The sequence below is a fragment of the Streptomyces sp. CAI-85 genome, from assembly GCF_013363615.1.
Taxonomy (GTDB): domain Bacteria; phylum Actinomycetota; class Actinomycetes; order Streptomycetales; family Streptomycetaceae; genus Streptomyces; species Streptomyces antibioticus_B.
This window is the reverse complement of sequence record NZ_JAANNX010000008.1, coordinates 202802-220258: the sequence shown is the minus strand read 5'-3', so window position 1 is coordinate 220258 and position 17457 is coordinate 202802. Positions and strand designations below refer to the sequence as shown.

17 protein-coding genes are annotated in these 17457 nt (G+C 72.0%); 4 read left to right on the top strand and 13 right to left on the bottom strand.

Features of this window, described 5'->3' with window-relative positions:
- Window positions 1–387 precede the first annotated feature (387 nt).
- The 3 genes from G6W55_RS13795 to G6W55_RS13785 all read right to left on the bottom strand — a co-directional run bounded on the left by G6W55_RS13795 (window position 388) and on the right by G6W55_RS13785 (window position 3687).
- The gene (locus G6W55_RS13795) at window positions 388–2748 is read right to left on the bottom strand and encodes an excinuclease ABC subunit UvrA (protein WP_175521107.1); all 2361 of its coding nucleotides are present in this window, start codon (window positions 2746–2748) and stop codon (window positions 388–390) included.
- A gap of 71 nt (window positions 2749–2819) precedes the next feature.
- The gene (locus G6W55_RS13790) at window positions 2820–3227 is read right to left on the bottom strand and encodes a VOC family protein (protein ID WP_175521106.1); all 408 of its coding nucleotides are present in this window, start codon (window positions 3225–3227) and stop codon (window positions 2820–2822) included.
- Between the two features lie 10 nt (window positions 3228–3237).
- Window positions 3238–3687: a helix-turn-helix transcriptional regulator gene (locus G6W55_RS13785; RefSeq protein ID WP_175521105.1), complete on the bottom strand. Its 450-nt coding sequence runs from the start codon at window positions 3685–3687 to the stop codon at window positions 3238–3240.
- A gap of 123 nt (window positions 3688–3810) precedes the next feature.
- Here G6W55_RS13785 and G6W55_RS13780 point away from each other — a divergent pair, with 123 nt between their 5' ends.
- From G6W55_RS13780 to G6W55_RS13765, 4 genes are all read left to right on the top strand, one after another.
- Window positions 3811–5382, top strand: coding sequence for a hypothetical protein (locus G6W55_RS13780; protein ID WP_175521104.1), 1572 nt, complete (start codon window positions 3811–3813; stop codon window positions 5380–5382).
- Window positions 5383–5499: 117 nt separating this feature from the next.
- Complete coding sequence (locus tag G6W55_RS13775) at window positions 5500–6084, top strand: hypothetical protein (RefSeq protein ID WP_175521103.1); 585 nt, start codon at window positions 5500–5502, stop codon at window positions 6082–6084.
- Between the two features lie 122 nt (window positions 6085–6206).
- The gene (locus G6W55_RS13770; protein ID WP_175521102.1) at window positions 6207–7277 is read left to right on the top strand and encodes a nitrous oxide reductase family maturation protein NosD; all 1071 of its coding nucleotides are present in this window, start codon (window positions 6207–6209) and stop codon (window positions 7275–7277) included.
- Window positions 7278–7366: 89 nt separating this feature from the next.
- Window positions 7367–8419: a methyltransferase gene (locus tag G6W55_RS13765; protein ID WP_175521101.1), complete on the top strand. Its 1053-nt coding sequence runs from the start codon at window positions 7367–7369 to the stop codon at window positions 8417–8419.
- Window positions 8420–8494: 75 nt separating this feature from the next.
- On the opposite strand, the gene G6W55_RS13760 is transcribed toward G6W55_RS13765, so the two are convergent.
- The 10 genes from G6W55_RS13760 to G6W55_RS13715 all read right to left on the bottom strand — a co-directional run bounded on the left by G6W55_RS13760 (window position 8495) and on the right by G6W55_RS13715 (window position 17356).
- Window positions 8495–8827, bottom strand: a complete 333-nt coding sequence (locus G6W55_RS13760) for a TcmI family type II polyketide cyclase (RefSeq protein WP_030786380.1) — start codon at window positions 8825–8827, stop codon at window positions 8495–8497.
- Window positions 8828–8871: 44 nt separating this feature from the next.
- On the bottom strand, window positions 8872–9351 hold the full coding sequence (locus tag G6W55_RS13755) for an SRPBCC family protein (protein WP_085209682.1): 480 nt from the start codon (window positions 9349–9351) through the stop codon (window positions 8872–8874).
- 1 nt (window position 9352) lies between these two features.
- Window positions 9353–9610, bottom strand: coding sequence for an acyl carrier protein (locus G6W55_RS13750; protein WP_175521100.1), 258 nt, complete (start codon window positions 9608–9610; stop codon window positions 9353–9355).
- A 45-nt stretch (window positions 9611–9655) separates the two neighbouring features.
- Entirely contained in the window at window positions 9656–10897 is a 1242-nt protein-coding gene (locus G6W55_RS13745; RefSeq protein ID WP_175521099.1) for a ketosynthase chain-length factor, read from the bottom strand.
- Complete coding sequence (locus tag G6W55_RS13740) at window positions 10894–12165, bottom strand: beta-ketoacyl synthase (RefSeq protein ID WP_175521098.1); 1272 nt, start codon at window positions 12163–12165, stop codon at window positions 10894–10896. Before G6W55_RS13740 ends, G6W55_RS13745 begins: the two co-directional genes overlap by 4 nt.
- Window positions 12162–12617 (bottom strand): cupin domain-containing protein, encoded by a 456-nt coding sequence (locus tag G6W55_RS13735; RefSeq protein WP_175521097.1) that lies wholly within the window; start codon window positions 12615–12617, stop codon window positions 12162–12164. The genes G6W55_RS13740 and G6W55_RS13735 overlap by 4 nt, the downstream gene beginning before the upstream one ends.
- A 67-nt stretch (window positions 12618–12684) precedes the next feature.
- The gene (locus G6W55_RS13730) at window positions 12685–13818 is read right to left on the bottom strand and encodes a SchA/CurD-like domain-containing protein (RefSeq protein WP_175521096.1); all 1134 of its coding nucleotides are present in this window, start codon (window positions 13816–13818) and stop codon (window positions 12685–12687) included.
- Between the two features lie 159 nt (window positions 13819–13977).
- Window positions 13978–14742 carry a class F sortase gene (locus G6W55_RS13725; protein WP_375372444.1) on the bottom strand — a complete coding sequence of 255 codons (765 nt, stop codon included), beginning with the start codon at window positions 14740–14742 and terminating at the stop codon, window positions 13978–13980.
- Between the two features lie 201 nt (window positions 14743–14943).
- On the bottom strand, window positions 14944–15489 hold the full coding sequence (locus G6W55_RS13720; RefSeq protein ID WP_175521095.1) for a hypothetical protein: 546 nt from the start codon (window positions 15487–15489) through the stop codon (window positions 14944–14946).
- A 205-nt stretch (window positions 15490–15694) separates the two neighbouring features.
- Entirely contained in the window at window positions 15695–17356 is a 1662-nt protein-coding gene (locus tag G6W55_RS13715) for an FAD-dependent monooxygenase (protein WP_175521094.1), read from the bottom strand.
- Window positions 17357–17457 lie beyond the last annotated feature (101 nt).

Genomic DNA, 17457 nt, shown 5'->3' with positions numbered 1-17457 from the left:
CGCGCCTCCGGCGGGGGCCGGGGCGCGTGAACGGGTGGGCGACCGGCCGGTGTCGGTCCGGCCGGGTCACATCCCGGGTGTCAACGACAGAGAGAGCTCGCGAGACGGCGCAGGTCCACGTCGAGCCTGGCCACAAGTCGAAGCGGTGCGGCACCGCTGTGCACGCGCTGCATGACCGTCCCCTCCGTAGGCCCAGCTCCCCGGACGCACTCCTCCGGCAGGGAGGAACGCACGGCCGACCCGGTGTTCGGTCGACACGTGTCGTACGTCAAAGTGTAGGAACAGGCCGTTTTACCCGTCAACGAGCGCCCGCCATACGGACGTTCGAGTCCGGCGGCCCGGCCGGGAGGTACCGGCCGGGCCGTTCCGTCACAACTCGGGCAACACTCAGGCGCCGACGTACGCCGCCAGGTGCTCCCCGGTGAGGGTGGAGCGGTCGGCGACCAGGTCGGCCGGGGTGCCCTCGAAGACGATCCGGCCGCCGTCGTGGCCGGCGCCGGGGCCGAGGTCGATGATCCAGTCGGCGTGGGCCATGACCGCCTGGTGGTGTTCGACCACGATGACCGACTTCCCCGAGTCCACGAGCCGGTCGAGCAGGCCGAGCAACTGCTCGACGTCGGCCAGGTGCAGTCCGGTGGTCGGCTCGTCCAGGACGTAGACGCCGCCCTTGTCGCCCATGTGCGTGGCGAGCTTCAGCCGCTGCCGCTCGCCGCCGGAGAGCGTGGTGAGCGGCTGGCCGATGGTGAGATAGCCGAGGCCGACGTCCGCGAGGCGCTCCAGGACGCGGTGCGCGGCCGGGGTGTGGGCCTCGCCGGAGCCGAAGAACTCCTCGGCCTCGGTCACCGACATCGCCAGCACCTCGCTGATGTCCCGGCCGCCGAGCCGGTATTCGAGGACCGACGCGTCGAACCGCTTGCCCTCGCAGTCCTCGCAGGTGGTGGCGACGCCGGCCATCATCCCGAGGTCGGTGTAGATGACGCCGGCGCCGTTGCAGGCGGGGCAGGCGCCCTCGGAGTTGGCGCTGAAGAGGGCCGGCTTGACGTCGTTGGCCTTGGCGAACGCCTTGCGGATCGGGTCGAGCAGCCCGGTGTAGGTGGCCGGGTTGCTGCGCCGTGAGCCCCGGATCGGGCTCTGGTCGACCGACACCACCCCGGCGTCGGCGGGGATCGAGCCGTGCAGCAGCGAACTCTTGCCGGAGCCCGCGACGCCGGTGACGACGGTGAGGACGCCGAGCGGGATGTCGACGTCGACGTCCTGGAGGTTGTTGGTGCTCGCGCCGCGGATCTCCAGCGCCCCGCTGGGCTTGCGGACGCTGTCCTTGAGGGAGGCGCGGTCGTCGAAGTGGCGTCCGGTGACGGTGTCCCCGGCGCGCAGCTCCTCGACGGTGCCCTCGAAGCAGACCGTGCCGCCGGCGCTTCCGGCACCCGGGCCGAGGTCGACGACATGGTCGGCGATGGCGATGACCTCGGGCTTGTGCTCCACGACGAGCACGGTGTTGCCCTTGTCGCGCAGCCGCAGCAGCAGGTCGTTCATGCGCTGGATGTCGTGCGGGTGCAGTCCGGTGGTGGGCTCGTCGAAGACATAGGTGGTGTCGGTGAGCGAGGAGCCGAGGTGGCGGATCATCTTGGTGCGCTGGGCCTCGCCTCCGGACAGGGTGCCGGCCGGGCGGTCCAGGGAGAGATAGCCGAGGCCGATCTCCACGAACGAGTCGAGGGTCTGGCCCAGGGTGGTGAGCAGCGGCAGCACCGAGGGCTCGTCCAGGCCGCGGATCCAGGCGGCGAGGTCGGTGATCTGCATCGCGCAGGCGTCGGCGATGCTGACGCCGTCGATCTTCGAGGCGCGGGCGCCCTCGCTGAGGCGGGTGCCGTCGCACTCCGGACAGGTGCTGAAGGTGACCGCGCGCTCCACGAACTCGCGGATGTGCGGCTGCATCGACTCCTTGTCCTTGGCGAGCATGGACTTCTGGATGCGCGGGACCAGACCTTCGTAGGTCATGTTGATCCCGGCGATCTTCATACGGGTGGGCTCGCGGTGCAGGAAGTCGTGGAGTTCGCGCTTGGTGTAGTCGCGGATCGGCTTGTCGGGGTCGTAGAAGCCGGACTCGCTGTAGAGGCGGTAGCCCCAGCCGCCGGCCTTGTAGCCGGGGATGGTGAGCGCGCCCTCGTTGAGGGACTTGGAGTCGTCGTAGAGCTGGGTGAGGTCGAGGTCGGTGACCGAGCCGCGGCCCTCGCAGCGCGGGCACATGCCGCCGGTGCGGTTGAAGGTGGCCTTCACGGCCTTCTTGGCGCCGCGCTCCACGGTGATCGCGCCGCTCGCGCTGACCGAGGCCACGTTGAAGGCGTAGGCGCTGGGCGGGCCGATGTGGGGGGTGCCGAGCCGGCTGAAGAGGATGCGCAGCATGGCGTTGGCGTCGGTGGCGGTGCCGACGGTGGAGCGCGGGTCGCCGCCCATCCGCTGCTGGTCGACGGTGATCGCGGTGGTCAGCCCTTCGAGGACGTCGACCTCGGGGCGGGCGGTGGTGGGCATGAAGCCCTGGACGAAGGCGCTGTAGGTCTCGTTGATCAGCCGCTGCGACTCGGCCGCGATGGTGCCGAACACCAGCGAGCTCTTGCCCGAGCCGGAGACTCCGGTGAACACCGTGAGCCGGCGTTTGGGCAGTTCGACGCTGACGTCCTTGAGGTTGTTCACGCGCGCGCCGTGCACGCGGATCAGGTCGTGACTGTCGGCGACGTGCGGGGCCGTGCTCATCGTGTCGTCTCCATCGTGTCCGTCGTGTCCGTCGTGTCCGTCGTGGGCGTCCCGTCGTGGTGCCGCATGGCTCAGCGCCGCTCCTGGATACGGATCAGATTGCCGGAGGGGTCGCGGACGGCGCAGTCACGGATGCCGTACGGCTGGTCGGTCGGCTCCTGGACGACCTCGGCGGTGGCCTCCAGCCGGGCGAAGGTGTCGTCGAGATCGGGGGTGGCGAGCAGGAGGGCGCCGTACGTGCCCTTGGCCATCATCTCGGCGACGACGCGCCGCTCGTCCTCGGTGACACCGGGGTCGGCGGCCGGCGGCGTCAGGACGATCGAGGTGGCGGGCTGCCCGACGGGGCCGACGGTGATCCAGCGCTTCCCGCCGAATCCGACGTCGTTGCGGACCTCGAAGCCGAGCAGGTCACGGTAGAAGGCCAGGGAGGCGTCCGGGTCGTCGTGCGGCAGGAAGCTCGCGTGAATCGTGATGTCCATGGGAGTGAGGCTAGGGGCCGCCCGGTGCGGGCGCTTCTCGATTCCTGACGGGACGCGTCACCTGTTTCGACACACAGGACGGCATCCCGTCCGTCGCGGCCGCCTGCTCCCGCCGGTAGACGCTCGGCGGCACCCCGACCAGCTCGGTGAAACGGGTGCTGAAGGTGCCCAGCGAGGAACATCCGACGGCGAAACAGACCTCGGTGACACTGAGGTCCCCGCGCCGCAGCAGCGCCATGGCCCGCTCGATCCGCCGGGTCATCAGGTAGCCGTACGGCGACTCCCCGTAGGCCAGCCGGAACTGTCGGCTGAGGTGCCCGGCCGACATGTGCACACCGCGCGCCAGCGCCTCGACGTCCAGCGGCCGCGCGTACTCCCGGTCGATCCGGTCACGGACCCGCCGCAGCCGGGCCAGGTCGCTCAGCCGCTGTCCCTGCCCCTGATCCCTTCGACTGTCCACCCACCCGATCGTGCCACGCCGGCCCGCCCTCTTCGGCCTCTTCGGACCTGTCCCGGTGTCGGCTTCGGCCGTACACTGACAAATCTTAAGTTCGTGGGGGAAGTTGAGCGGGGGAGGCCGGGCATGTCCGGTGACGGATTCGGGGCGTACAACCATGGTTACGGCGTGCCACCGGTGCCGCCGATGCCGTCGGCACCGCCGCCCGCGCCGGCCGACGGTGTGCGGGCCGTGGCGGTCGCGGTGCTCAATCTCAGCGGTCTGGGGCTGGGCTACGCCCTGACCCGCAAGTGGGCGCTCACGGCGCTGTGCTGGGCCGCCACCGCCGTCCTGCTGTTCGTGGCGCTCCCGGCCGACCCGGACGGTGTCTCCGGGACCGCACTCGTGGTGTACGGGGTGTTCCTCGCCGCGGCCGCCGCGCACGGCGCCGTGGTGGGGCTGCGCACCCGGCTGGCCTGGCCCCCGCAGGCGCCGCTCGCGCTGGTCCTGGGGCTGCTCCTGATCGCCGTACCGGCCGGTGCCGTCGTGTTGTACGACGACGCGCGCGACGAGGCCACGGAGCAGATGCTGCTGGACCGGCTCGACGAGGCGGACACCCTGGTGGCGTCGGCCGGCAAGGGGACGTTCACCGCCGGCCGGTCCGACTACCGCGAGGCGCTGAAGATCTACGAGAACCTCAGCGACGACCACCCGGACTCCCGGGCCGCCGCGAAGGTGCCCGGCCGGCTCAGGGACTACTACGAGTCGGTGGGCGCCCCCTACGCCGACAAGGAGTACTGCGCGGCGATCGAACCGCTGACGTATCTGCGGACGGTGCCCGACACCCTCGACGACACGGACCTCGGCGATCTGGAGTCCTGGCCCGACGAGCGGCTCGCCACCTCGCTGTACGAGTGCGGGGCGGACGGGCTGACGACCGGGCAGTCGAGCTGGGCCGTGCAGTTCGGCGAGCTGCTCACCACGTTCCCCGAGTCGGACCAGACGGCGAAGGTCGGCCCCGCCGTCACCGCCGCCGTCACGAAGACGCAGGGCGGCCTGCGCGGCAGCGAGCCCTGCACGGCGGTCGAGCAGCTCACCTCGCTCGGCACCCGGATCGCCGATCTGCCCGCCCAGGGCACGACCGTCGCCGCCGGGCTCGACAAGGACGCCGACCGCGCGAAGAGCAGCGCCGACGCGGGCGCCTACACCTGCGGGGTGGACCAGTACAAGGACGGGGACTTCGAGGAGGCGCAGTCGACCCTGACGAAGTACGCCTCGGAGCACAAGAGCGCGAAGAACGCGGCGCTCGCCAAGAAGATCGCGATAGCCGCGGAGATCGCGCAGACCGTGCCGGCCGCCGGCAAGAAGCTGCCGACCACCCGGACCGGCGGCAGCATCGAGGTCGTCGTCAAGAACGACAGCCCGGACCCGGTCACCGTGATGTACACCGGCCCGGTCACCGGCAGCTTCACCCTCAAGGGCTGCTCCGGCTGCAAGGCGTACTCGCTCAGCAGCACCCTGCTGTCCGGGTTCAAGCCGTGCAGCAGCGGCAAGAACTACCCGCAGCGCACCATCCGGCTGCCCGTCGGCACCACGTACTTCCTGCACAAGCCGCAGAGCGGCAGCATCGCCACGCCCGCCTCGGACACCGCGAAGCTCCAGTCCGGCTACATCTACACGGAGTGCGCCTACACGACGAACAGCCTGAGCGGCCTCTGACGGCACGCGGCGCCCCCTGACGACACCCCGCGCGCCCGGCGTGCAACCTTTCCGGCGGACCGAACGTCTCACCCGATACCCGACACACCCCCGTCACATCCGTCCAGGGGGGACGACATGGCACGAAGCAGAACCATCTGGGTCACCGCCGCTCTCATGACCGCCACGCTGGGCGCCGCCGTGGTGCCCGCCACGGCCGCTCCCGCCGCCGCGCCGCGCGCGGCCGCCGCCTGCCCGACCGGCTGGGGCAGCCTCCCGAAGACCGACTACACCGGCACCCTGGATTCCGTGACCAACGCGCGGACCGGCCGCCACGACTGCTACGACCGGTTCGTCGTCGACGTCCCGGGCGCGGCGGCCGCGGACATCGGCTACTTCGTCCAGTACGTGGACCGGTTCGTCGCCGACCCGTCCGGTATCACGATCCCCGTGACCGGCGGCGCCATCCTGGAAGTGCGGGTCAACGCGCCCGCGTACGACCCTGAGACCGGCGCCTCCACCTACCCGGGCCGGTTCGCACGGCCGCTGCCGGGCGTGAACGTCACCGGGTACAGCACCTTCCGGGACACCAAGTACGGCGGCAGCTTCGAGGGCCAGACGCAGTTCGGGCTCGGCGTGCGCGCCCGGCTGCCGTTCCGCGTCCTGCCGCTGGACGGCCGTCTCGTGGTGGACGTCGCCCACAGTTGGACGGCGACTCGCTGACCGGTCCGGATCGTCCCGGCACGGCACCGGCTGTCACGCCCCCGCCCGCGACGGGGGCGTGACACGCCGTCGGATGGCCCATCCGGCTGGCCCCCACACCATCCGGTCATACCGTGCTACATATGAAGAAATGCCATATCGCGTACCTGGCGTGTACCGCCGCGCTCGTCGGGACGGCCGTCGGCGCCGCCCCGCCGGTCCACCACCGCACGCTCCATGTGGTCCATCCGGGCGAGTCCGTGCAGAAGGCCGTGGACGCCGCCGAGGCGGGCGACACCGTTCTCCTCACCCCGGGCACCTACCGCGAGAGCGTCTCCCTCACCACCTCCGGGGTGACCATGCGCGGCACCGGCCCCCGTACCGTCCTGCGGCCCGCCGCCGTCACCACCACCAAGAAGGCCGCGAACAGTTGCGCCGCGGCCGGCCACGGCATCTGTGTCACCGGCACCAAGGACCGCAAGGTCGAGCGCGTGACGATCGCCGGGCTGACCGTCTCCGGCTTCACCAAGCACGGCGTCTACGCCGTGGACACCGACCGGCTGACGGTGCGCCGGGTGACCGCCGAGAAGAACGGCGTGTGGGGCATCGCCACCGAAGCCTCCACGCGCGGCGTCTACCGCGACAACACCGCCCGTGACAACGGCGACGCGGGCCTGTTCCTGGCCAACACGGTCACCGCCGAGCAGGGCGCCACGGACACCGGCGGCACCGTCGTCGCGCGCAACCGGCTGGAGGGCAACCGGATCGGCGTCACCGTCCGCCGGCTGCGCAACCTCTCCGTCGACCGCAACTACTTCACCGGCAACTGCGCCGGTGTCTTCGTCGTCGGCGACGAGAACAAGCCCAAGGCCGGTCTGGTCACCGTGCGCGGCAACCGGATCGTCGCCAACAACAAGTCCTGTCCCAAGACCGCCCGGCTGGACGCCCTCCAGGGCTCCGGGATCGTCCTGACCGGCGCCGAGGACAGCCTGGTGACCCGCAACGTGATCACCGGCAACGCCGGCGCCTCCCCGCTGTCCGGCGGCATCGTCCTGTTCAAGTCCATCGTGGGCTCCGCCAGCGAGCGCAACCGGATCAGCGACAACGTGCTGCGCGACAACGCCCCGGCGGACCTCGTCAACGCGGACACCGGCCAGGGCAACACCTTCGAGCGCAACGACTGCCGGGCGTCCCGTCCCACCGGACTGTGCTGACCCCGCACATCCGACCCGCGTCCCGGTGAACCGCGCACGACCACAGCGCGACCGACGACAGTGAGCCGACGAAAGAAGGAAGGCGGCACATGACGACCGCACAGACTGCCCCGCCCCAGCCCCCGCCCGCGTCCCCGCCCCCGTCCATGCGCCTGCGGGAACTGGCGTTCGGGGCCGCGGCCGCCGCCGCCCTCCGCGCGGCCGCCCGGCTCGGCGTCGCCGACGCCCTCGGCGAGCGGCCGACGACCGTGGACGACCTCGCGGCCGCGGTGAAGACCGAACCCCGCCAGCTCCGCCGGCTGCTGCGCGCCCTGTCCTGCTACGGCGTCTTCACCGAGCGGCCCGACGGCACGTTCGCGCACACCGACGTCTCCCGGCTGCTGCGCGAGGACGACCCGCACAGCCTGCGCGCCATCACCCTGTGGTGCACCGAGCCCTGGACCTGGGACGCCTGGCCCAAGCTGGACGAGGCCGTCCGCACCGGCCACAACGTCGTCCAGGACCTCTACGGCAAGGAGTTCTTCGTCTACCTCAACGAGGACGCCCCGGAGTCGGCGGACGTCTTCAACCGGGCCATGACGACGTCCAGCGTGCAGTCGGCGCGGGACGTCGCGGAGTTCCTCGACCTGTCGGGGGCCGCGTCGGTGGCCGACATCGGCGGCGGCCAGGGGCATGTGGTGGCGAGCCTGCTGGAGAAGTACCCGGCGATGCGCGGCACCCTGCTCGACCTGCCACGCGTGGTGGAGAACGCCGACGCCCGGCTGCGCGAGGGCGGCGCGCTGGCCGGCCGGGTCGAGGTCGTGCCCGGCGACTGCCGCGCGGCGATCCCGGTCCGGGCCGATGTGTACATCATCAAGAACATCCTGGAGTGGGACGACGAGAGCACCGCGCGCACCCTGCGCAACGTGATCGCGGCGGGCGGCCCGGGGACCCGGGTCGTGGTCATCGAGAACCTCGTCGACGACACGCCGTCCATGCGGTTCAGCACCGCCATGGACCTGCTGCTGCTGCTCAACGTGGGCGGGGCGAAGCACACCACGGACAGCATGGTGTCCCGGCTGACGGAGGCGGGCCTGGTCATCGACGACATCCGCCCGGTCAACCCGTATCTGCACGCCTTCGACTGCCACGTGCCCGCCTGAACGCCTGGGCCGTGACACGCCGGTGGCCGGGACCGCGAGGACGCGGGCCCGGCCACCGTGGCGGTGCCGGCGGGATCAGCCCGCCGTCTCGCGCTCCCAGAGATAGAAGCGCCGCGCCATCGCGTCCTTCGGGGACCGCCAGGTCGCGGGATCGTAGGCGCTGACGAAGGGGGTCAGCCGGGTGCTGATGTCCTGGAACTGCGGGTGTCCCGACACCTTGGCGATGGCGGGTCCCGGGTCCTGCTCCGACTCGATGAGGTGCAGATACACGTCACCGAACTGGAAGAGGCTGCGCCGGCGGACACCGACCAGGTGCGGCAGCTCCCCCCGGTCGGACTCCTCGAAGATGCCGGCGATGTCCGGGGCGGCGCCGGGGGCCATCCGGGCGACGATCAGGGCTTGGTGCATGGATGTGTTTCTCCGTCCGGTCTCGGTCGGTCGGGCTGCCCGGTTCAGTCGGTCAGGCCCGGAGCGGCGCCCTGTTCGGCGGCGGCCTTCTCGATGCGGTCCCGGATCAGGGCGAGCTGGACCTTGGAGTTGCGGTTGATGTTGTCGGTCATCCAGTCGTCGTCGACCGGCGCCTCGGGCTTCATCTCGAAGTCCTGGGTCCACTCCATCCGCGTGCCCTCGCGCACCTTCTCGTAGCGCCAGCGGATGTTCATGTACGCGAAGGGCCCGGTCTCGACCCGGCGGGCCTTGACCGTGCGCGCGTCCCGGTCCGTCTCCCGCTCCGAGACCCAGCTCCACACGGTGCCGTTCTCGTCCGGGTGCATGGTGAGCCGGAAGGTCGTCTTGTTCCCCTCCACCTTGAGGATCTCGGCGGAGGCGTACTCGCTGAACAGCCGCGGCCAGTTGGCCACGTCGTTGGTCATGTCCCAGACCAGCTCCAGCGGTGCGGCGATGGTGATCTCGTTCTGGGTGTGTCCGGCCATGTCACGCTCCTGTCATGAGGGCACTGTTGACGAGGTCGAGGAACTGCCGGGGCGTCTTGCTGCGCTCCGCGTCCGGCGGCATCGGGGTGCCGTACCGGTTCTCCAGTTCGCCGACGATGCCGAGCAGTCCGAGCGAGTCGACGCCCAGGACGTCGAAGCCGGTGTCGGACTGCTGCCGGAGTTCGGCCGGCGGGACGGTGACGCCCGCGGACTTCTTCATGAGTTCGGCCAGCTCTTCGACCGTGATGCGCTCACTCATGCGTGTCTCTCCTTCTGTCTTCCTCGTATGTCTTCCTCGTACGGTTCACTCGGCGCCGTGCCGCAGCACGAGCGCCGCGTTCGACCCCATCAGGCCGCGGCTGAGGATCAGCGCGGTGCGTGCCTCGGCGGGCCGGGCCCGGCCGGTCACGAGATCGAGGTCGTGGCAGATGTCGAAGACGTTCGGGGTGGGGGGCACGACCCCGTCCTCCATGGCGAGCACCGCGGCCGCGGTGTCCAGGACGGGGGCGGCGCCGTAGCCGCGGCCGATGCCGGTCTTGGGGGCGGTGACCGGCACCCGCCGGCCGTGCGCGCCGAGGACGTCGGTGATGGCCAGCGCCTCGGCCCGGTCCGCCGCGGGCACGCCCAGGGCGTCCGCGAAGACCATGTCGATCTCCTCGGGGGCGCAGTCCGCCTCGGCCAGGGCGCCGCGGATCGCCTGGGCGAGTCCTTCCCTGGACTCCTCCCAGCGGGAGGCGCCGGTGAAGGTCGCCGCGTGCCCGGCGAGGAACGCCCGGACGGGCGCGCCCCGTTCGCGTGCCGTGTCCTCGCCCTCGACGACGAGCATGGCGCCGCCCTCGGCGGGCACGAACCCGCAGGCCGCGCCCGTGAAGGGCCGGTAGGCGCGGGTCGGGTCCTCGACGGTGCTCAGCTCGTCGTACCCGAGCTGGCAGACCACCGAGTAGGGCGCGAGCGGCGCCTCGGTGGAGCCGGCGACGATCACCTCGGTGCCGCGCCGTACCGCGCGGGCGGCGTGGGCGAGGGCGTCCAGACCGCCGGCCTCGTCGGCGGCGACCACCCCGCAGGGGCCCTTGAGGCCCCGCCGGATGGAGATCTGGCCGGTGCTGGCGGCGTAGAACCAGGCGATGGACTGGTAGGGGCCGACGAACCGGCTGCCCTTCCCCCACAGTTGCTGGAGTTCCCGCTGGCCGAACTCGCCACCGCCGGATCCTGCCGCGGTGATCACGCCGACCGAGAAGGGCGCCGCGTCCACCTCGGGGCGGCCGAACCGGGCGTCCTCCATCGCGAAGTCGGCGGCGGCCATCGCGAAGTGGGTGAACCGGTCGGTCTGGACGAGGTAGCGCTCCTCGACCGCGGCCGTCGCGTCGAAGTCGCGGACCTCGCCCGCCACCCGCAGCGGCAGGTCCTCGCAGCCCTCGCGGGTGACCCGGTCGAGGACGCTGATGCCTTCCTTGGTGGACTTCCAGAACGTCTCGGTGCTGGCGCCGTTGGGCGCGATCACCCCGATGCCGGTGACGGCCGCACGCCGTCCTCGTGGTGCGCTCATCGTGTTCTCTCCCTGGGCCGGTTCAGGACCACCGCGGACTGGAAGCCGCCGAACCCGCTGCCCACGGAGAGCACGCTGTTCAGCGTCCGCTCACGGGCGACCTTGGGCACGTAGTCCAGGTCGCACTCGGGGTCCGGGGTCTCGTAGTTCGCGGTGGGCGGTACGACCTGGTGGTCCAGGGCGAGCACACAGGCGACGAGTTCGATCGCGCCGATCGCGCCGAGGGAGTGCCCCACCATGGACTTGATGGAGCTCATGGGGGTGGCGTAGGCGTGCTCGCCCAGGGTCCGTTTGACCGCGGCGGTCTCATGGCGGTCGTTCTGCTTGGTGCCCGAGCCGTGCGCGTTGACGTAGTCGATCGCCGTCGGGTCGAGCCGGGCGTGGTCGAGGGCGTCCTCGATGGCCCGGGCCATCTCCAGGCCGTCGCTGGTCAGCCCGGTCATGTGGTAGGCGTTGCCGAAGGTGGCGTAGCCGCCCAGTTCGCAGTAGATCCGGGCGCCGCGGGCCCGGGCGTGCTCCAGCTCCTCCAGGACGAGCACCGCGCCGCCCTCCCCCATCACGAACCCGTCGCGGTCGGCGTCGAAGGGACGCGAGGCGTGGGCGGGGTCGTCGTTGTTCGGGGAGGTGGCCTTGATGGCGTCGAAGCAGGCCATGGTGATCGGGGAGATCGGGGAGTCGGAGGCGCCGGCTATGCAGATGTCGGCGCGGCCCTCCTCGACGGTGTGGAAGGCGTATCCGACGGCGTCCAGGCCCGAGGTGCAGCCGGTGGAGACGGTCTGCACCGGGCCGCCCGCGCCGAAGTGCTCGGCGACGGTCGAGGCGAGGGTGCTGGGCGCGAACGCGCGGTGCAGATGCGGTTCGGCGCGTCGTTCGTCGACGTCCCAGCGGGTGCCGCCATGGCTGACCAGCACGTAGTCGTGCTCCAGCCGGGTGGTGCCGCCGACCGCGGTGCCCAGGGAGACCCCGACGCGCCAGGGGTTCTCCCGGGCCAGGTCGAGACCGGCGTCCTGGACCGCCTCGGCGCCGGCGACCAGGGCGAACTGGATGTAGCGGTCGTTGCGGGCGCTCTGTTCGGCGTCAAGGCCGTGGGCCGCCGGGTCGAAGTCGCACTCGGCGGCGATGCGCGAGCGCAGTCCGGCCGGGTCGAAGAAGGTGATGCCGCGGGTCGCCGTGCGTCCGGAGGCCAGGAGGTCCCAGAACGCCGGCCCGCCTATGCCGCCGGGGGCGACGACGCCTATGCCGGTGACCGCCACCCGCCGCCTGGTCATGAGCGGACCTGACGTCGGGCGGCGGCGCCGACTCCCTCGCCCGCGCCGACCGGCTGGGCCGGGGCCGCGGTCTCCTCGGTGTCGACGTGGCCGAGCGGCGGGCTGGGGGCCAGCGGGCCGAGGTGGAAGACCATCCGGGCCTCCACCTTGCCGACGTTGCGGAAGCGGTGGCGCATGTTGACGGGGATCATCAGCCCCTGCTCGGGCTGGAGCGTGAACGGCTCGCCGTCGAGGTCCACCTCGAGGTGCCCGCACGTCACGTACACGAACTCCTCGGAGTACGGGTGGTAGTGCTCCGCGATGCGGTCGCCGGGCTGGATCAGGGCCACGCCCATGAATCCGCTGGTGGAGCCGACCGTGGCCGGGGTGAGCAGGGCGCGCAGATCGCCGCCGCGCCGGGTGTTGGGCTCGGCCTCGCTGAGATCCACGACTCTGGGACGGGGTGTGATCACGACGTTCCTCCGATCAGGTACTGCGTCGGCGTGCGGGCGGGGCCGCCCGGGCCCGGATGAGGACGCATCAGGCGTCGGGCGAGCGGCGGTCGGTGACGAGGGCCATCCGGACCGGTCCGCTCGACCGCGCCGGGGCACCGCCCGCGGCGGGGTCCAGGAACTCGGCGAGTTCGGCCGCCCGGGCGGGGTCGGCGAGGCCGAGGGTGAGCGCGGGGTCGGCGGCGTCCGGTCCGCCCCGCACGTCGATCAGCCGGACCACGACGTCGTCGCGCTGGAAGATCGTGCTGCGCAGCACCGGGCCGGCCGGGTCGTCGGCGGCGGCCTCGTCCTGGGCGGCCAGCAGTTCGGCGAGCCGCATGCCCTGGCCGGGGCGGGCCGGGTAGTACAGCGCGTGCCGCTCGGCGGCCGGGTCCTCGCGTTCGGCCGTCACATGGTGGACGGCGGGCAGGGCCGCGCGGGTGAAGAAGACCCGGGCGGACTCGGGGTCGTCGAGGTCCCGGTCCTGCTCCAGGTAGGGGTTGATGGCCTCCTCGACGGCGCGCACCTCGGGCTGGCGGGCCACGTGGCGCAGCGCGGCGAGCAGGTCGCCGCGCACCTCGATGGCGCGCACCACCCGGTTGCCGTGCATGAAGAGCGAGGTGCGGACGAGGCGGGTGGTGTCGTCGACCTTGGGGTCGGGCGAGGCGTAGTCGGCGAGGATCTCGGCGACCTTCTTCTCGCTGCCCGGCTTGACGGTGAAGGTGAGCGCGTGGCGGATGACGCCGTCACCCATCCGGGGGGCGCTCTGGAGCCGGCGGCCGCCCTTCTTCGCGTTCTCGGCGGGGCCGCCGGTCTCGCGGACGACGTGGAAGCGCAGCGAGCGGGTGTCGCGGACGCAGTTGTGCAGCGGCCGCACCATCTGGACGTGTTCCTCGCTGTTGACCCAGGCGAGGAACGGCGGGGCGCTCTCCCACTCGCTGGTGATCAGCCACTGGGAGGGGTTCTCGATGGACTGGCAGAGCTGGTCGCTGACATGTCCGGGAACGGACGCGACCTGGTTGCACAGTTGTTCGTACGCCTCCAGGAACTCCTGCTGGGCGCCGTCGTAGACGTCCACCAGCAGGACGACCCGGAGCCGGGAGCCGTCGAAGACGGACTGGGACACCCTCTGCGACGCCTGGCGCGCCGTCGGACCTGAGAGACGTTCGGACGTGGTGGTCATCCTGCGCACAACTCCTTCGCGGGGGCGGAAGCCGACGCCGGCCGCGTGATGCGACGTCAGCTTCCTCGATCGTGTGCCCGTCCCCGCGACCGCGCGACTCGTGTGCACTGCGCGGGTGACCCCCGGGCCCCGCACCCCCGGACCTCGGAGCCCGGACCCTCAGACCAGGTGGGCGAAGACGACGAGGTTCTCGGTGTAGTCCTTGGCGGTGCGGTCGTAGGAGCCCGCGCAGGTGATGAGCCGTACCTGGGCGTCGGCGGTGTCTGCGTAGACGAGACGGTCGGGGAAGTCGTCCTTGGCGAAGGTCTCGACGTCGTCGACGAGGAAGACCGCCTTGCTGCCGTCCGCGCGGCGGACGTGGAAGCGGTCGCCCTGCTTCAGCGCGGAGAGGTTGGCGAAGACGGCGGCCGAGGTCTTGGTGTCGACGTGCCCGGCGATGATCGCGGTGCCCGGCTCACCGGGTGAGACGCCCTTGGCGAGCCAGCCGACGAGGTTGGTGTCGGCCGCCGGGGGTGCCTCCAGCCGGCCGGTGGGGTCGATCGCGAGGTCGACGAAGGGGGCGTCGACGGAGATCTTGGGGATGAGCAGCCGCACCGGGCGCGAGCGCGGCAGGTGTTTCCCGGCGGGTGAGCTGGCGGCGGGCTGTCCGGGGCGGGGCTGCGAGGGCGCGGAGCGCGGGGGCTGTCCGGCGGACTCCGAGGTGACGGGGGCCGACGCGGTGGCCGCGGGGGCGAGCGGGTGGCGGGAGCTGTCGGACGCCGGGTCCTCGCCGCGGCCGGTGAGGCTGACCGCCAGGACCAGGGCGGCCGCGGCGCACATCATCAGCACACCGGTGCGCGACGACCGCGGCTCCTCGGGGCCGGGCCGGCCGTCGCCGGAGGGCGGGGCGTGCGGCGGAGCGGGGGTGGGGGAAGGGGCCGCCATCGGAAGGACCACCTCATTCGGGCACGGCAGCGGGCAAAGGAAGCGGGGGCGGGGCACGGGCCGGGGCCGTCGTACGGATCGGACCCCGAGAACGGGCCGGGGCCGTCGTCAGGACAAGGCCCCGGAAACGGGCCGGGCCGCCACACGGGTGCACGCGTGGCGGCCTCGGCTGCGCTATCGCGGCTATCGCGGCCGCCATGGTCAGATCACGCTTCCGGCGGTCTTCTTGCGGCGGGCCGCGTACAGACCGGCCGCGGCGACACCGAGGACGGCCAGGCCGCCGGTCGTCACCGACGGGTTGGCGAGGCCGCCGCCGCCGGTGTGGACACCACCGCTCGGCTTCTCCCAGTCACCCTTGGACTTGCCCGCGTCCTCGGGGTGCTTGGCGAGGTAGCCGGACTCCTCCTTGGTGCTGCTGCCGGAGTCCTTCTCCTTGTAGGTCTCCGGGTCGTACTTCGGGTCCTTGGCGGTGGCCCAGTCGCCCTCGTTGAGGGCGGTCAGCGCGCCGCCGCCGGTGTGGACGCCGCCGCTGGGCTTGCCGCCCCAGTCGCCCTTGGACTTGCCGGCGTCCTCGGGGTGCTTGGCCAGGTAGCCCGACTCCTCCTTCGTGGACTCCTCCTTGGTGCTGGAGCTGGAGCTGGAGTCGCCCTTCTCCCAGTCGCTGCCGGCCGCGAAGGCGGCGGGCGCCCCGAGTCCGATGACGGCCGTGGCCGCCGCGGTGGCCAGGATCACGCGAGCAGAACGCATCTGATGGTCCTTCCGTCCTGGACCGGGAAGCTGGCGCTTCGTCAGCTTTCGAGACCCGGCCCCGACGTGATCCACCGTCAGGCAGGGTGCGCGAGCCCACCACTCGGGAGCATCACACGGGTGAACGGGCGGGGCGTCCGGCTGAACGCGGCCGCCCCCGGCCCTGGTGGGGCCGGGGGCGGCGGGGATCTGACGGAACGTCGGTTCAGCCCAGGGAGAGCACCTTCATCAGGACCTGACGCAGGGTCGACACGGCGTCGGGGTCGGCCTCGGTGGCGCGCCAGGCGACGAATCCGTCGGGCCGCACCAGGACGGCTCCGCCGGGTGCGATCCCGTGCCGCCGGGCCCAGTCCTCGCCGTCCTCCGGTACGAGGTCGGCGCCGGGGTCGGTGTCGGTGCCCAGCCGGTAGGAGCGCAGCGGGATGAGCAGCTCGTCGGAGAGCCGGGCGGCGGCCTGGTGCCACTTCCCCGTCCCCGCGGCGGCGCTGAGCATGACCGGCTGACGCTCGTACAGGTCGAGGGTGGAGATCCGCTCGCCCTGCCGCCGTACCCACAAGTGCGGTGCCCTGCTGCCCGGTTCACCGCTCAGGTCGAGCTGCTCGGGGACCACCGGGGCGCCTGCGGGGACCCCGGCGACGGCGCCGCGCGGGTAGCGGTAGCCGAGTGCCACGTCGAGGATGCCGCTCTGCCGGCCGCCGGCCGCGCCGGGCGGCGGGGCGAAGCCGGGGTGGCTGTGCTCGGCCGACCGGGCGGCGGCGCGGGCGCTGGTGGCCTCGGCGACCGGGCGGCGCTCGGCGTCGTAGCTGTCCAGCAGCCCCTCCCCCGCCCAGCCGTCCAGGACGGCGGCGAGCTTCCAGGCGAGGTTGTGGGCGTCCTGGATGCCGGTGTTGGAGCCGAAGGCGCCGGTGGGCGACATCTCGTGGGCGGAGTCGCCGGCCAGCAGGACGCGGCCGCAGCGGTAGCCGCGGGCGACGCGCTGGGCGGCGTGCCAGGGGGCGCGGCCGGTGATCTCCACGTCGAGGTCGGCGACGCCGACCGCGCGCCGGATGTGCTCGGCGCACCGCTCGTCGGTGAACTCCTCCAGTGTCTCGCCCTGTTCGGGGTGCCAGGGGGCGTGGAAGACCCACTGCTCGCGGTTGTCGACGGGCAGCAGCGCGCCGTCGGCGTCCGGATTCGTCAGGTAGCAGACGATGAACCGGCGGTCGCCGACCACGTCGGCCAGCCGGCGGGAGCGGAAGGTGACGCTCACGTTGTGGAAGAGGTCGCCGGGACCGCTCTGGCCGATGCCGAGCTGTTCGCGCACGGGGCTGCGGGGGCCGTCGGCGGCGACCAGGTACTCGGCGTGGATGGTGGTGTGCTCGCCCGTCTCCCGGCTCTTGACGACGGCGGTGACGCCGTCGTGGCCGGCGTCGAAGGACATCATCTCGGTGGAGTAGCGCAGATCGCCGCCGAGCCTGCGGGCATGGTCGAGCAGGACGGGTTCCAGGTCGTTCTGACTGCACAGGCACCAGGAGGTGGGACTGAACCGGGCCAGTCCGCCGCCGGGATCGATGTTGCGGAACAGCCATTCGCCCGCCTCGCCGACCAGGGTGGGCGTCTGGAGGATGCCGTGGTTGTCGGCGAGGGTCTCGGCGGCCCGGTGGATGTCGGGCTCGACGCCGGCCACCCGGAAGAGTTCCATCGTGCGGACGTTGTTGCCGCGGCCGCGCGGGTGGATGGAGGTGCCGGAATGGCGCTCCACCAGGACGTGCCGCACGCCGAGCCGGCTCAGGAACAACGAGGTCGACAGTCCGACCAGGGAGCCGCCGACGACGAGGACCGGGACTCTGAGGGTGTGGTCGTCGGCTTGATCGGCTCGTTCGTTCATCTCTTACGCCTCCAGCATGGTTTTTTCGCCGTTTCGGCCGGTACCGGCCGAGATTCCTCATCCTTGCCCCGTGATGCTGACGGCGGCTCAGGCTTTCACCC